Genomic DNA, 14,536 nt, shown 5'->3' with positions numbered 1-14,536 from the left:
TCGCGGGGCTGACGCTGGGCTTGAGCAAGGGGTGAGGTCATGAGGACAACGCGGCCCGCTCGGATTCGGCCAGCGATATGCAGAACTCGTTGCCCTCCGGGTCGGCGAGAACGACCCAGCCCCAGCCGTCGGGCTTGCGGCGATCGGCGACCAGGGAGGCACCCAGCTTCAGCAGCCGCTCAACCTCTGCGTCCCGCGAGGTGTCCGGGCGCAGGCACAGATGGAGCCTGTTCTTGGCCGACTTCGGCTCCGGAACCTCGTTGAAGTGCAAAGCCGGGCCGCCGGGCAGCATGATCTCGGTCTCGTCGTCACCCGGTTCGTCCTCGGGATCCAGTGGGTGTCCGGTCACCTCGCGTATCAACTCCGTAATAGAGCCGGACGGGCTGCGTGATCTGCTGGCCCTGCGGCACTATGCCGTCAAACCGGCCGTCGTCGTGATCCCCAAGGCGGAGTCGGCGCGCGACATCGAGATCGTCGAGCGCGTCCTGCACGGATCCTGCCCCGAGACCCAGTTCTTCGCCGTGGTGGAGACGCCACGGGGACTGGAGAACGCCGGCCGGATCGCCGCCGCGTCGCCTCGGCTGCGCGCACTGATCTTCGGCGCTGCCGACTACTCGTTCGACATAGGGGCCCGGCTCGCCTGGGATCCTCTGCTCCATGCCCGCGCCCGGCTGGTCAACAGCGCCCGGGCCGCGGGCATCGACGTGGTGGACGCCCCCTTCTTCGCGTTCGCCGACGCCACCGGACTGAAGTGCGAGGCAGCGCTCTCCCGGGACCTCGGGTTCAGCGGGAAGATCGCCGTGCACCCCCGTCAAGTGCCCGTCATCAACGAAGCGTTCTCGCCCGATGCCGAACTGCTGGAGAAGGCCCGCAGGGTCGTCGCGGCGGGCAGGGCGAGCGGCGACGGCATCGCAGTCGTGGACGGCGCGATGGTGGGAACCCCGTTCTTCGAGGCGGCCCGACGGCTGGTCGAAGAATTCGGCACGACTGAACCGTCCGTCTATCCCTCGGTAAGCGGGAGTCAGCAGTGAGCACCGAAGCGCACGAAATCCAGAACTGGCAAGGACCTCGGCAGTACCGCAACAGCGAGAAACTGCTGGCCTCCTCCGACCCCTATTGGCAGGCCGCCGCGGACCACGGCCTGATCGACATCCACGTCGAAGCCGAATCGAACAACCGGCTGTTCGTCCGCGAAACCGGTCATGAATTCATCAACATGTGCTCGTGCTCCTACCTGGGTCTGAACTACCACCCCAAGGTGGTGCAGGGAGCGATCGACGCACTGGAGGAGGCCCGCAGCCTGGGCCTCTCGCTGGCCAACACGCGCATCCGGCACGACCTGCTGTTCCGCCTGGAGGAAGAACTCGGCGAACTGTTCGGCGCGTTCATCCTGCCCGGCGTCACCTGCAGCGTGCTCACCGCCGGCATCCTGCCGCTCCTGGCCTCCGGCCATCTGGCCCCGGGCGGCCCGCGGGTGATGGTCTTCGACCGGATGTGCCACTTCTCCATGGCGTACGTGAAGCCGATCTGCGCGGACGAGACACTGGTGCTGACCAGCCCGCACAACGACCTCGACTACCTCGAGGACGTCTGCCGCAGGTATCCGAACGTCGCCTACGTCGCGGACGGCGCGTACTCCATGGGCGGCGCGGCCGCCCTGGACGGGCTGCGGGAACTCCAGGAGCGCTACGGGCTCTTCCTCTACCTGGACGACTCCCACGGGCTGTCCATCTTCGGCGAGCACGGCGAGGGCTACGTCCGCTCCCATCTCGGCGTCAATCCCCTGACCATCATCGTGGCGACCCTGAGCAAGGGGTTCGGCTGCGGCAGCGGGGCGGTGGCGATGCTGGGCGACCGGCGGGCCCAGAGCCTGCTCATGCGCCATGCGGGGCCGGTCGGCTGGTCGTCGAACATGGAGATTCCCATCGTCGGCGCGGCCCTCGCCTCCGCCGCGCTGCACCGCTCTCCCGAACTCGGCGAGCTGCAGCGCCGCCACCAGGACAACATCGACTACTTCGACGAGCTGTTCCCCACCGCGCACGCGGGCAACGGCCTGCCCGTACGCCGGATCGACGTCGGGGACGCAGACCGGGCGGGGAAGCTCTCAGCCGAACTGTACCGGCGCGGCTACTACAGCTCCGCGGTGTTCTTCCCGATCGTCCCGCGCGGTGAGGCCGGCCTGCGGATCATGCTCCGGGCCGACCTCGCCCGGGAACAGATCGCCGCCTTCGTGGAGGACGTCAAGGACGTCACCGGCGCGGACCACTGAGCCAGAGAAAGAAGGCGAGCATGGACGAGCCGGCGATCACCGGCTACCGGCGGGTGGGCGAGCAGCGGTACCGGGAGCAGGTCGGCTTTCATTTCGAGGACTTCACCGTCGGCGACGTCTTCGAGCACCGGCCGGGCCGCACGGTCACCGAGATGGACAACGTCCTGATGAGCATGCTCAGCATGAACGCCGCGCCGCTGCACATCGACGCGGCGTACTGCGCCCACACCCAGTGGGGCCGTCCGCTGGTCTCCAGCCTGGTGACGCTGAGCATCGTGGGCGGCATGGCGGCGCGCAGCACGAGCGGCCGCGCCATCGCGAACCTGGGGTGGGAGCGCATCCGGCTGCCCGCCCCGGTGTTCACCGGCGACACGCTCTACGCGGAGAGCGAGATCCTCTCCCGGCGCCTCTCCCGGAGCCGCCCCGGAGAGGGCATCGTGAGCTGTCGTACGACCGGGAGCAAGTCGACCGGAGAGGTGGTGCTGACTTTTGAGCGAAGCTTCCTCGTGCCGACACGGGCCAAGGACATCGGCGACCTGACAGGCTACTGACAGCAACTCATCGACCACGGACGGGCCACCGGCCGGCTAGTGACGGGCTGCGGACACCCATGGACAACCCCCTACGGCAAGATCCTCTCCGTCCCCGGGGCACCCGGCTTCGTGGCGGCGGGGTTCGTGGCGCGGCTGGCGCACCTGATGACGGTGCTGGGCACCGTCTTCCTCGTCTCCTCGGTCACGGGCTCGTACGGTCTGGCCGGCCTGGTGTCGGCCTCGTACGCGCTCACGTACTCGATGGTCAGCCCCCTGCTCAGCCGCCGTATGGACCGGCAGCGGCAGAGCAGGGTGCTCGCCGTCACCACGCTCGCCAACGCGGCGAGCCGGGCGGGGTTCCTCGCCGCCGTCCAGTGGGGTGGCCCGGCGTGGTCTGGTGCTGTTCTCCGCACTCTCGGGCGGCACCATGCCGGCGATCGGCTCGTTGGTCCGCGCACGCTGGAGCCACTTGCTGCATGGATCGCCGCTGCTGCACGCCGCCCTGGCGTTCGAGTCGGTGGTGGACGAGGTGATCCTCGTCGCCGGCCCCATCGCGGTGGCCGTGCTGGTCACGGGTGTCGACCCCATGGCGGGGCTGGTACTGGCCCTGGTCTGCACCGTCGCCGGCCAGACGGCGCTGGCCCTCCAGCCGGGTACCGAGCCGCCGGTCGCCGACGCGGGGCGGCACGGGCGCGGCACCGCCCTGACGGCGCCCGGTCTCCCCCTGCTGATGGTCACGTTCATCGCCGCGGGCACGGCCGGGAGCATCATCGACCTGGGTGTCGTGGCGTTCACGGAGGAGCACGGCGCGAAGGCGGCGAGCGGTTGGGTTCTGGGGCTGCTCGCGCTGGGCAGTGCCGTGGCCGGTCTCTGGTACGACGCCCGCCCGTGGTCGTCACCGCCGGAGCGTCGACTGGCCGCCACGCTGCCGCTGTTCACAGGCGGCACTCTGGTGTTCGCCGTTGCGCCCGGAGTCGCCTTCCTGTTCCCCGCGGCGGTCCTGCTGGGGCTGACCATGGCCCCGGCGCTGATCGCCGGGTTCTCGGCGGTCGAGCGCTATGTGCCCCGGCACCGGCTCACCGAGGGCATGGCCCTGGTGACCACTTCGATGGGCATCGGCATCTCCATCGGCTCCGCGACGGCGGGCAAAGTGGTGGACCTGTGGGGCCCACGGGCGGCCCTGGGGTGGGCCGGCTGCTGGGCTGCTGCGGCGGCACTCGCCGGTCTGATGACGGCCCGGCGACTGCGGCGGGCGACGCCGGCCGCCGGAGAGCGTGAGCACGCCCGGACCGGGTGAGCGTCGGACGACGGCCGTACGGAAGCCTCGTCGCGACGGGCCTGGGAAGCGGCCCGCTCAGCGTCGGCCGGAGGACACTCGTGGCTGAGGGCCCGCGGCCTTTTGCGTCGTCTCAACGCGTCGGCGCCGACCTGGTGCTATGTGCGGTACCGGTCCGGTCCTTCGGCCGCGCGTCACCGTGAGATGCGGGCTTCGATGCCGTCGAGCAGGAAGTCGAGGCCGATCCGGAAGGTGTGGTCGGCGTCCAGGTGGGCGGCATCGCGCACCACCGTGGCCAGCGCGGGGAATCGGCCGGTGGCGAAGGTCCGCTCCAGATAGGGCCCGAGTGAGGCCTGCCATTGCTTCTCGTCCATCCCGGTGGCCCGCTCGGCACGCCGTTCGGCGATCTCCCGGCGCACCGCGCCGATCACGTACGCGTCGACCGCGGTGACCACCGGCATGATGGCGTCCAGATCAACGTCGCCCAGCGCGGCCACCACGGCCTCCCCCCTGGCCAGCGCGTGCGGCCCGAGCCGCGGTCGCCCACCGAGCAGATCGGCGAGCCATTCGTGCTCGTGAGCGGCTTGCCGGGTGGTTTCGGCAAGAGATCGCAGTACCTCCCGCCAGCCGTCTCCGACCGGCCGGATCTCGGCGTGGACCGCGTCGACCATCAGGTCGAGCAACTCGTCCTTGCTGGCGATGTAGCTGTACAGCCGCATCGGCCCGACGCCCAGCACGGCGGCGACCTTGCGCAGCGACACCGCCTCCAGGCCGTCCGCGTCGGCCAACTGGATCGCCGCTCGCACGATCCGCTCTCGGTTCAGCGGGGACGGCACGGGTCGATTCGGTGGCTCCGGCCTCTCCCACACCAACATGCGGCTAACAATACATCGCATCGCGCGATACAGTGTATCGATCAATACGGTGTATCGAGGAGAGGCAGTCATGACCATCGCCATCGTCGGAGCCGGCCTCGGCGGCCTGGCTCTCGCCCGTGTGCTGCACGTGAACGGCATAGACGCCGTCGTGTACGAACGCGAACCGTCACGCGGCGCGCGCGGTCAGGGCGGCATGCTCGACCTGCACTCCGGGACCGGGCAGCGGGCGCTGCGCGAGGCCGGCCTGATCGACCAGTTCCACGCGATCGCCCGTCGCGAAGGCCAGGACCTGCGACTTCTCGAGCCGGATGGCACCCTGCTGCTCCAGGAGGACACGCCCGACGACGCCCCACTCGAGCGACCTGAGGTCGACCGTGCCGATCTGCGCAACCTGCTGCTGGATTCGCTGCCCGAGCACGCGGTGCGTTGGGGGCACGCGTTCGAGCACGCCGACCACGGCCTGCTGCACTTCGCCGACGGCAGTAGCGCGACGTATGACCTGTTGGTCGGCGCCGACGGCGCGAACTCCCGGGTCCGCGCGCTTCTCACCGACGCCCGCCCAGCGCACACCGGCCAAAACGTCGTCGAGCTCTGCATTCCCGACATCGACCGCACCCACCCCGACCTCGCGACGATGATTGGACGAGGCAACTACTGGGTGCTCGGCGACGGACAATCCCTGTCGGCGCAGCGCAACGGCGACGGCCGCGTACGCATCTACCTCAGCTTCCACCACACCGCCGAGGACTGGTTCGCGACCAGCAGGATCCCGTTCGACGACCCGGCCGCCGCCCGGGCGCGGCTGATCGACCTGTTCACCGGCTGGGACCCACGGTTCACCGCGCTGATCGCCGCCTGCGACGACACGGTCCTGCAACGGCCGATCACCACCCTCCCTGTCGGCCTGACCTGGCCGTCGAGGCCGGACGTCACACTGCTCGGCGACGCCGCGCACCTGATGCCGCCGGTGGGGCAGGGCGCCAACATGGCGCTGCTCGACGGCGCCCTGCTCGGCCTCGCGCTGGCCGCGCACCCGGACGACTTTCCCGCCGCCGTCAAGGAATACGAACGCGAGATGTTCGAACGCACCAGCACCGCCGGCCGGCAGTCCGCACACGTTCAGGAAATCCTGATGTCGCCGGACGCCGGCCAGAGAATGCTCGCATTCTTCCAACCTGGCTGAATGCAGCCCCCGGGTCGTCCCGGTAGGTCCCGCTAAGAACTCCTAACGGAATGATCTTCGAGGTGGTTGGATCGCTCCGGGAGTGACGATCCGGGGGTGTGGGGTGGCTCGGTCGAAGCCGTGGCATGTTGAGGACGAGCTGTGGGCGGTGATCGAACCGCTGTTGCCGAAGGTTGAGCGCCGCTCTCGCTATCCCGGGCGCAAGCGGCATCCGGACCGGCTGGTGTTCCAGGGCATTCTGTTCGTGCTGCATACCGGGATCGCATGGGAACACCTGCCGCAGGAGCTCGGTTTCGGCTCGGGCATGACGTGCTGGCGCCGCCTGGCTGAGTGGACCGAGGCCGGCGTCTGGCACCGGCTCCACGAGGTTCTCCTGGCCGAACTCCGCAGGGCGAACCTGCTGGACTTCTCCCGGGCGGCGGTCGACGGCTCCCACATCCGGGCGTTAAAAGGGGCCCCAAGACGGGACGAAGCCCTGTTGACCGGGGTAGGACGGGCAGCAAGCATCATCTGATCACCGACGCCACCGGCATCCCGCTCGCCGTCATGCTGACCGGCGGGAACCGCAACGACGTCACCCAGCTCATCCCGCTCTTGGAAGCGGTGCCGCCCGTGCGGGGCAAGCGCGGCCGTCCGCGGCGGCGCCCCGATGTCGTTCTCGCTGACCGCGGGTACGACCACGACAAGTACCGACGCCTGGTCTGGGGGCTCGGAGTGAAGCCGCTGGTCGCCCGGCGGGGCACCGAGCACGGCTCCGGACTGGGCACTCAACGCTGGGTCGTCGAGCGCGCGTTCGCCCACCTGCACTGGTTCCGCCGCCTGCGGATCCGCTGGGAGATCCGCGACGACATCCACGAAGCTTTCCTGACCCTCGGATGTGCACTGATCTGCTGGCGACGTCTGAACACGCCCCGCTGCATCGAGGCCGCGACAGCTGTTGCAGGATCTTGGAGTCGGGACCCAGCTCCGGGAGGCACCCCATCACCATCATCACGCACGAGGACCCGATCGGCCGGGGCCCCACCAACTACGTGATCCACGCCGATCTGTCGGACCGGCAGGACGGCTGGCGCGAGCAGCTGTGGACCCGCCAGCTCACCGAGGACACATTCGAGGTGGCCTGTCTGCCGTTCTTCACCTATGGAATCTGCTACCGCGATGTGGTGACCATCGACAGCAACCACCTGGTGAACAGGGTTGTGCGCAAGTCCGGCCACCGGACCCTTCGCGTCGCACTCGTCGCGGAACACGCAGACCGAGACCAGGTGCACGAGCTTCTGCACGGCAAGGCTGTCGACGCCGGCCTGCCACATGAGTGGCTTCAGGGCACCTACCTGGCCGTGGACCTCCCGCCTGGCTCGGATGAGGCGCCCTTCGTCGAGGCATTGGAACCCCTTGCCCAGGCCGGCGCCCTCCACTGGGAGATCGACTCCTGACCCGAAAGATCATTCCGTTAGGAGTTCTAAGGCAGCGCTTGCTCCGCCCAGATGATCTTGCCCCGGGTGTGATACCGGGTGCCCCAGCGGTCGGAGAGCTGAGAGACGAGGAAGAGGCCGCGCCCGCCCTCGTCCTCGTCGGCGGCGTAGCGCAGGTGGGGCGAGGTGCTGCTGGTGTCGGAGACCTCGCAGATCAGGGTGCGGTCGTAGAGGAGGCGGACGCCGATGGGGCCGGCAGCGTGACGGATGGCGTTGGTGATCAGTTCGCTGACGATCAGCTCCGTGGTGAAGACCGCCTCCTCCAGACCCCACTCGGTCAGTTGCCGCGTGATGTCGGCGCGGGCCCCGGCCACGGCGGAGGGCTCGTAGGGGACGTCCCATGCGGCGATCCGGTCGGCGTCCATGCGGCGGGTGCGGGATACGAGGAGGGCGATGTCGTCGCTTCGACGGTCGGGAGGGAGGGCCTCCAGCACAGCCTCGCAGGTCTCCTCGGGCGCACGGCCGGGCACCCCCAGGACCGTCCTGAGAACCGCCAGGCCGCTGCCGATATCGCGCTCGCGTCCCCTGATGAGACCGTCGGTGTAGAGAACGAGGCCGCTGCCCTCGGGCAGGCGCAGTTCCGCCGCTTCGAAGGGCAGGCCGCCCAGGCCGAGCGGCGGTCCCGCGGGGAGCTCGGGGAAATCGACGGTGCCGTCGGGGCGGACGAGCGCGGGGAGAGGGTGGCCGGCGCGGGCCAGGGTGCAGATCCCGTCGGTGGGGTCGTAGATCGCGTACAGGCAGGTGGCGCCTGCGACGGCGGGTTCGTCCCCCGCCGGGGCCGTGTCGTAGTCGATGAGGCTGACAAGCTCGTCGAGATGGCCGAGGAGTTCATCCGGGGGCAGGTCGAGGGAGGCGAAGTTCTGTACGGCGGTGCGCAGCCGGCCCATGGTGGCGGCGGCGTGCAGGCCGTGTCCGACGACGTCGCCGACGACGAGGGCGGCGCGGGCGCCAGGGAGCGGGATGACGTCGAACCAGTCGCCGCCCACCCCGCTCCGGGCGGGCAGATAGCGATGGGCGACGTCGAGGGCGTTCTGTTCGGGCAGCCCGCGGGGGAGCAGGCTGCGTTGCAGAGTGACCGCCATGGCGTGCTCGCGGGTGAAACGGCGGGCGTTGTCGACGCAGACGGCCGCCCGCGCCGCCAGCTCCTCGGCCAGGACCAGGTCGTCCTGGTCGAGGCGAGGGTTGTCGGCCGTGCGCCAGAAGTTGGCGACGCCCATCAGGACCCCGCGTGCCGTGAGCGGCACGGTGATGAGTGAGCGGAGGCCGAGCTCCAGGATCTTCCGGGTGCGTTCGGGATCGCCCGCGCGCCATTCGGCGGCGGCCGACACGTCGGGCACCAGCACGGGGCGTCCGCTGACGAGAACCCGGCCATGGGGGTGCTCGGGTGGTACGCGTAGACCTCGCCCACCTGGTAGAGCGGGGGGGCCACCGTAGACGCCGGTGACCGCCACCCGGTGCAGCTCCGGTGCTTGCGGGTACGAGCCGAGGGGCGGCTCGTCGCCGCGCAGGACGGGATCGGCGAGGTCGACGGAGGCGTAGTCGGCGAACCAATGTGTGGCCACCTCGGTGAGCTCCTCGGCCGTGCGCGTGACGTCCAGGGTCGTGCCGATGGCCACACTCGCCTCGTACAGCAGCCGCAGCCGGCTCCGGGCCACCTCGGCCCTTCCGGTGAGTTCGCGGAGCTCGGTGGAGTCGCGCAGCGTGGCCACGCTGCCGCCGGCGTCCTCATCGGGGTAGGTGGGCCGGTTGTTCACCGCCAGCAGCCGACCGCCGACCGGCAGCACCTCGTCGGTGACCGCACGGCCTGAGGCGAGCAGGTCCGTCATCCGGGGGTCGAGGCCGAGAGCGGAGACGGGGCGGCCCTCCGCGTCCGTGGGGAGTCCGAGGAGACGACGCGCCTCGTCGTTGACGAGCAGGGCCGTACCGTCGCCGCCGACGATGACCACACCTTCGCGCACCGCGTGCAGTACGGCGTCGTGGTGCTCGTACATCCGCGTCATCTCGGCGGGGTCCAGGCCGTGGGTCTGCCGCCGCAGCCGCCTGCTCACCAGGGCCGTCCCGGCCGTCGCCAGGCCGAGCGCGGCGGCACCGGCACCGAGGACCACCGGGAGCTGTCGGTTGATCGTGCTGCTCACCTTGCCGGGGTTGAGGCCGGCCGACACCATGCCCACGACCCTGCCGCCGTCCGACACATGGACGACGGCCTGCACTTCTGCCGCCATGGGGCCGCGGACCTGCTCGATGGTGACGTGGCCGTCGAGCGACGGTCCGATGGTGCCGACGAACTTCTTGCCGATCCAGTCGGGCCTGGGGCTCGTGTAGCGGATGCCGTCCCTGTTCATCACGACGATGAAGTCGACTCCGGCTGCCCGGCGGGCGCTCTCGGCCAGCGGCTGGAGCACCGCACTCGGATCGGGACCTCGCATCGCGGCCGGCAGGGTGGGCCCGTGAGCGAAGGACGCGGCGGCTGCCAGCGAGCGGGCGCGCGCCGCCTGGAACCTGTCGGTGCGTGCCTTGAGCACCAATATCACCACGGCGGCCACGAACAAGCACGACGACGATCAGTACCTGCAGCACGAACATCTGACCGGCGACGCTGCGAACGCTCGCCAACGGTCCCGTGCGCCGCGCCGACGGCTCCCACGAGCCTGGCGGCGCTGTCGCCGCTCACGTGAGGAGCGGCCCGGGAAGCGGGCCATGCGCCATCTCTACCGCCCCGTGCGGCGGCGACGACGCACACCACGCCGTGGCATCGCACGGCTGCACGAGGGGTGGCTCCGGCGCAGGTCGTATCTGCCGGCGCTGCAACTCCATCTGGCCGCCGTCACGGTCCCTTGCCGACCTTTTGCTGATCTGACTCAGCTGAGTTCCTGACCTGAGGAAACGTCAGTGCGACGAGGGCCCTGTACCCCTTGGGCTCCTCTCGTGCCGGTCCACGTCCGCCGGGATGATGAACGGCACGACGCGCGGTTCCCCGTCCGTGCGGCTGGAGACGTCCAGGGGCGGTGTGGCCGGCACATGCCGCGCCGGCCACACCGCCCGTGGACCAGAAGCGTCCCGGGCTACGCGGTCACCACTTGTACGTCCAGACGGTGTCGTTGTACGCGTCGGAGCTGTTCACGTGGATCCGGATGCGGGCGGTGTCGTCCTGGAACGTCTGGCCGGGTTTCCAGGTCTGCATGTCCAGTGTGGTGCAGTTCCCGGTGGGTGCGGCGGCGTCGGGGTTGCTCACCACGCGGATCGGTCCGTTGCCGGTGGTGGCGGACGTGTCGACCTTGTAGATCAGTACGCCGGTGGCGCAGGCGTTGGAGTCGTTGTCGGCGGCCTTGCGGGACTCGGCGACGTAGGCCGTGGTGGCGCTGGTCTTGATCACCGCCAGCTTGTAGCCGCCGCCTCCGTACTCCACTCCGTTCAGGGTGGTGGAGTACGTGTGCGCCGTGGACAGACAGGAGACCTGGCTGTCGGTGATCCATCCGAACTTCCACGCGTGCCAGCCGAGGAACTGAGGGGCCCGGCCGCTCACGTTGCCCATGACGTCCCAGCCGCCGACGTACTGGTGCTGATCGCCCTTGAAGGCGTAGAGGTCCGGCAGGCCGAAGGTGTGGCCGGTCTCGTGATCGGCGACTTTGTAGCCCCAGTGCCACATGTCCTGCCCGAAAGTCACCGCCCACTTGATCGCCACCCAGGCGTTCGTCGCCTTGTTCCAGACCCAGGTCGGGTTGGCGGGGTCCTGGACCCAGGTGGGGGTGTGAGAGATCGCTGCCGCGGTGCTGGTCGGCACGATGTAGAACATGTCGTAGTCAGCGATGTCGACACCTCCGGCGGCGGCACCGGTGAGCGCGTCCTTCACATATTTCCGGTGTGTGTCCCAGGAGAACCCGCGTGCCCAGTTGTAGTCGGTGGAGTTCTTCGGCATGCGCACCCAGTTGCCGTACGGGGCCCTCAGGTCCAGCCAGGTCTTGCCGTTGGATGCCCGCCACATCCAGTCGGCGGCGCCGGATATCTGGTTGTAGTAGGGCGTGAGAGGCAGGGACGTCCCGGTGGCGTCGGGGAAGTCCACGTAGATCACGCCCACGCGCTTGGTGCCCACCGGGTTCTGGAAGCGGGTGTAGTCGGTTTGCCGGCCCTCGTCGGTGTAGCCGGTCGTCCCTTGGAGCGCACATGTCGAGGTGCTTCCGTTGGACCCATGAGCGGGTTCGGCGGGGACGATGACCAGGGCAAGCAAGGCGAGCAGGACGGACAGGGCGAGTACGGGCACCGCGACGCGCGGACGCCACGTCCCGAGTGAAAAACTCATGATGTGTCTCCGTGGGGGAGTGATCCGGACTTCGAGGCCCGGGTGGCCGAAACCTTCTCATGGGCGGCGTGGCGGCGTGGCGTTCAGCGGAGGTGGGGGCGGCAGTGTGCTGAGGGAGTGGCAGCGTGCCGAGGGGGGCGGCCGTCTGTTCGCGGCTCTCTGTGAGGGCGACGACTCGGCTCACTACGGCGGAGCGCGTGGAACTCACGGCCCTGCGCAAGGAGCCGTCGGTGCGGCGTGAGCGGAGGCGGGGTCGCGCCGGGATGTGATGTGAGTCATGTGCGCTGGACCTCAACCTAGGTTTAGAAGCCAGGCTGTTGTGCACCGAAGGCGGTCCTCACGGCAGCCCGGAAACCTGCGTTCATGAGGAGATTTTCATGTCGGATGGCCGCGCCGTACTGGCTACCGGAGGGACGGGACAGCAGGGTCGCACGCCCCCGTCCCCCACTCGCACGGATCGAAAGCACGTCATGAGCCTCATCGACCGCCGCATGGTCATCACCGGCGCCGGCCGCGACTTCGGCCGCGCCCTCGCCCACCACTTCGCCGGCCTCGGCGCCGAAGTCTTCCTTGCCGCCCGGACCCTGGAAGCAGCCGAACGCACCCGCGCCGAAATCCTCGACCGCGGCCACGAGAAGGTCCATGCCTTCGCCTGCGACCTGACCGACCCCGCCGCGATCCGCGCCTTCGCCAAGGCGGTCGCCCAATGTACCGACCGCGTCGACGTCCTGGTCATCAACGGCGCCCGCTGGCTGGAGGGCCCGGATCTGCTGTCGGCCTCCGACGAGGACGTGGCCGACACCCTCGCCTCTGGCGGCACCGGGACCATCCTGGTCACCAAGAACCTGCTGCCCCTGCTGCTCGCCTCCGACCGCCCCGACGTGGTCACCATGGTTTCCATCTGCGGCGTGCCCGGCGCTCACCACCCCAGGGCCCACGAGGCGTACTACGCAGCCAAGCACGCCCAACGCGGCTTTACCGAAGCCCTTTCCCATCGCCTGCGACCCCAGGGTGTGCGCGTGATCTCCCTGTTCCCGCCGGACTTCGACAGCAGCCGCGACCCTCTGTCCACTGAATGGAGCGCCACCCCGCGTGGTGCGCATGACCCCCTGGCCGCGCAGTCGGTGATCGACTGCATCAGCTTCGCCATACAGCAGCCACGCGACTGCTACATCAACGCCTTCCACTTCGAGGCCATGAGCACTTCTGCGACTGCCACCAGCACCTCCGGCTGAGCGCGCCAAGGCCGATCCCCGCCGCCCTACTGGGGTCACCCCGTCGGGCACGCCTTAGCATGGGGGCGTGAGCGACGACACGTCCGATGACGCCCCCAGCCAATCACCGGCCTCGCGGTCCGGGAGGCCCGCGTCGCTGCGCACGCTCAGGCGTGCGACCCGGTGGGAGACGTTCGCCCTTCTCGTTGTGCTGCTCGTCCTCGCCTTTGCTTTCGCCTGAGCGGCACGATGCGGCAGCGTCGGCGCGTGTGCGAGCCTTCCTCTCCCCGACGCCGACCGAAAAAAGAAAGACTCTGATGACCCGCGATGACGCCCTCAAGCAGCTCAGCCATATCGCGCGCGAGAGGGCATTCGGTAGGGATGTCGGGTCTGACCGGCTCATCCAGGCGGGACTGGACGCGCTGATGGCCGGAGTTGAGAGCCCAACCCTCGCCATGCTTGCCGGGCTCCTCCGGAGCGAGGAGCCCGAAGCGCCGCCCCTCTTCGACCAGGTGCTGGAAGAGTTGGGGCTGCTCTTTCACCCGCCCGCTGACCGCCGGGCCGCACAGTGGGCGCTGGCTTGCTGGGTCGCCGGTCAGATCGCCGACGGATCCCTGGACCCTGCCACCGGCACGCACCTCATCTGGGCAGACATCGCCTACGACCTCGGCTACCCCGAAGAGCTGGAACCACTTGCCCACTGCGCGCACAACCTGGACGGCTGGGAAGCGAGCTGGGGAGTCTCCTTCGAAGAACTCAACAGGGAAGCAGTCGAGGCGGCGAAGCAGTTCCTGAGCAAGCGGTCGGCAGCAGAAGCAGGGAGCTGACCATCCGGTTCTTGCTCGCTGTGGCCGGGCGGCATTCTACGATCCGGTGCATGCTGGATCCCGAGCTGTCGAGCAGGAGAGCGACACTCCCCTGGAAAGGGTGCGGCTCGCCGGGCAACTCACCTTCTCCGGCGACCGACTGCTGCCCATCGACCTCGCCGTCCGCGACTGGGCACGCCGCGACCAGGCGGTCGCCGACCGACTGCGCCGCGTGGACAACCGGCGCATGCAGCTGCTGCGTGACGCGATCAGCACGTTCTGCCCCGACCCGGAAGAGGTCGAGGCCCGCAGCCTGCTCGCCTTCTGCATGGCCATCGGCAGCCACTTCCTCGCCGCCGACCACCCCGGCCGCACCCAAGCCGAGGTCCGCGCCCGGGCCGGCCGGCTTCTCCTCGACCGCTCACCCGGCACGGACGACCGCACAAAACCTCCGGCCGGGCGCCAACAGGGCCCGCGAAACGCTTAACTGATCGGCGGACGAGTGGACGGGAGCACCGTTGTGGGAGTGGTGGGGGTTCCGCCGTAACGTCTGTCCAAGCGCAGCCCCGTCCGCAAACGCTTTTTCGATCGCACTGCTTCCGACG

12 protein-coding genes and 3 pseudogenes are annotated in these 14,536 nt (G+C 69.4%); 11 read left to right on the top strand and 4 right to left on the bottom strand.

Going from position 1 to position 14,536, the window contains the following annotated elements; translation table 11 throughout:
- Nucleotides 1-37: 37 nt before the first annotated feature.
- The gene (locus J1792_RS32035; protein WP_086566190.1) at nucleotides 38-370 is read right to left on the bottom strand and encodes a VOC family protein; all 333 of its coding nucleotides are present in this window, start codon (nucleotides 368-370) and stop codon (nucleotides 38-40) included.
- On the opposite strand from J1792_RS32035, the gene J1792_RS32030 reads away from it, so the two are divergent.
- From J1792_RS32030 to J1792_RS32015, 4 genes are all read left to right on the top strand, one after another.
- A complete protein-coding gene (locus J1792_RS32030) occupies nucleotides 291-1,031 on the top strand; it encodes an HpcH/HpaI aldolase/citrate lyase family protein (RefSeq protein ID WP_086566189.1) in 741 nt (246 codons plus the stop codon). The two genes, J1792_RS32035 and J1792_RS32030, sit on opposite strands and share 80 nt — an antisense overlap.
- Entirely contained in the window at nucleotides 1,028-2,269 is a 1,242-nt protein-coding gene (locus J1792_RS32025) for an 8-amino-7-oxononanoate synthase family protein (RefSeq protein WP_086566155.1), read from the top strand. Before J1792_RS32030 ends, J1792_RS32025 begins: the two co-directional genes overlap by 4 nt.
- Nucleotides 2,270-2,289: 20 nt before the next feature.
- On the top strand, nucleotides 2,290-2,820 hold the full coding sequence (locus J1792_RS32020) for a MaoC family dehydratase (RefSeq protein WP_086566154.1): 531 nt from the start codon (nucleotides 2,290-2,292) through the stop codon (nucleotides 2,818-2,820).
- Nucleotides 2,821-3,199: 379 nt separating this feature from the next.
- Entirely contained in the window at nucleotides 3,200-4,099 is a 900-nt protein-coding gene (locus J1792_RS32015; RefSeq protein ID WP_143587540.1) for an MFS transporter, read from the top strand.
- A 173-nt stretch (nucleotides 4,100-4,272) separates the two neighbouring features.
- Here J1792_RS32015 and J1792_RS32010 read toward each other — a convergent pair whose 3' ends face one another.
- Nucleotides 4,273-4,953 carry a TetR/AcrR family transcriptional regulator gene (locus tag J1792_RS32010; RefSeq protein ID WP_086566151.1) on the bottom strand — a complete coding sequence of 227 codons (681 nt, stop codon included), beginning with the start codon at nucleotides 4,951-4,953 and terminating at the stop codon, nucleotides 4,273-4,275.
- A 70-nt stretch (nucleotides 4,954-5,023) separates the two neighbouring features.
- On the opposite strand from J1792_RS32010, the gene J1792_RS32005 reads away from it, so the two are divergent.
- The 3 genes and pseudogenes from J1792_RS32005 (at nucleotide 5,024) to J1792_RS31995 (ending at nucleotide 7,575) form a co-directional block, all read left to right on the top strand.
- Nucleotides 5,024-6,139, top strand: a complete 1,116-nt coding sequence (locus J1792_RS32005) for an FAD-dependent oxidoreductase (protein WP_207248762.1) — start codon at nucleotides 5,024-5,026, stop codon at nucleotides 6,137-6,139.
- 103 nt (nucleotides 6,140-6,242) lie between these two features.
- Nucleotides 6,243-7,039, top strand: a pseudogene (locus J1792_RS32000) (IS5 family transposase); the annotation flags it as partial.
- 47 nt (nucleotides 7,040-7,086) lie between these two features.
- Nucleotides 7,087-7,575 (top strand): DUF4265 domain-containing protein, encoded by a 489-nt coding sequence (locus J1792_RS31995; protein ID WP_242645945.1) that lies wholly within the window; start codon nucleotides 7,087-7,089, stop codon nucleotides 7,573-7,575.
- 26 nt (nucleotides 7,576-7,601) lie between these two features.
- Here the strand turns inward: J1792_RS31995 and J1792_RS31990 are convergent.
- Both J1792_RS31990 and J1792_RS31985 read right to left on the bottom strand, forming a co-directional pair.
- Nucleotides 7,602-10,197, bottom strand: a pseudogene (locus J1792_RS31990) (SpoIIE family protein phosphatase).
- A 487-nt stretch (nucleotides 10,198-10,684) separates the two neighbouring features.
- Complete coding sequence (locus J1792_RS31985) at nucleotides 10,685-11,911, bottom strand: M6 family metalloprotease domain-containing protein (RefSeq protein WP_207248761.1); 1,227 nt, start codon at nucleotides 11,909-11,911, stop codon at nucleotides 10,685-10,687.
- Between the two features lie 470 nt (nucleotides 11,912-12,381).
- On the opposite strand from J1792_RS31985, the gene J1792_RS31980 reads away from it, so the two are divergent.
- From J1792_RS31980 to J1792_RS31965, 4 genes and pseudogenes are all read left to right on the top strand, one after another.
- Nucleotides 12,382-13,146, top strand: coding sequence for an SDR family oxidoreductase (locus tag J1792_RS31980; protein ID WP_207248760.1), 765 nt, complete (start codon nucleotides 12,382-12,384; stop codon nucleotides 13,144-13,146).
- Between the two features lie 67 nt (nucleotides 13,147-13,213).
- The gene (locus J1792_RS31975; RefSeq protein WP_179198723.1) at nucleotides 13,214-13,366 is read left to right on the top strand and encodes a hypothetical protein; all 153 of its coding nucleotides are present in this window, start codon (nucleotides 13,214-13,216) and stop codon (nucleotides 13,364-13,366) included.
- Between the two features lie 76 nt (nucleotides 13,367-13,442).
- Nucleotides 13,443-13,952, top strand: a complete 510-nt coding sequence (locus J1792_RS31970; protein WP_207248759.1) for a hypothetical protein — start codon at nucleotides 13,443-13,445, stop codon at nucleotides 13,950-13,952.
- A gap of 109 nt (nucleotides 13,953-14,061) precedes the next feature.
- A pseudogene (locus J1792_RS31965) lies at nucleotides 14,062-14,418 on the top strand (hypothetical protein); the annotation flags it as partial.
- Between the last annotated feature and the right edge of the window lie 118 nt (nucleotides 14,419-14,536).

The organism is Streptomyces triculaminicus, from assembly GCF_017349075.1.
GTDB lineage: Bacteria > Actinomycetota > Actinomycetes > Streptomycetales > Streptomycetaceae > Streptomyces > Streptomyces triculaminicus.
Note: the sequence above shows the minus strand (reverse complement) of the source record. Positions and strands in the feature narration are given on the sequence as shown.

Coding starts and splice junctions, on each gene's coding strand:
- J1792_RS32020 (WP_086566154.1), top strand. CDS start 2,290: ATGGACGAGCCGGCGATCACCGGCTACCGGCGGGTGGGCGAGCAGCGG.
- J1792_RS31980 (WP_207248760.1), top strand. CDS start 12,382: ATGAGCCTCATCGACCGCCGCATGGTCATCACCGGCGCCGGCCGCGAC.
- J1792_RS32030 (WP_086566189.1), top strand. CDS start 291: ATGATCTCGGTCTCGTCGTCACCCGGTTCGTCCTCGGGATCCAGTGGG.
- J1792_RS32005 (WP_207248762.1), top strand. CDS start 5,024: ATGACCATCGCCATCGTCGGAGCCGGCCTCGGCGGCCTGGCTCTCGCC.
- J1792_RS31985 (WP_207248761.1), bottom strand. CDS start 11,911: ATGAGTTTTTCACTCGGGACGTGGCGTCCGCGCGTCGCGGTGCCCGTA.
- J1792_RS32010 (WP_086566151.1), bottom strand. CDS start 4,953: ATGTTGGTGTGGGAGAGGCCGGAGCCACCGAATCGACCCGTGCCGTCC.
- J1792_RS31970 (WP_207248759.1), top strand. CDS start 13,443: ATGACCCGCGATGACGCCCTCAAGCAGCTCAGCCATATCGCGCGCGAG.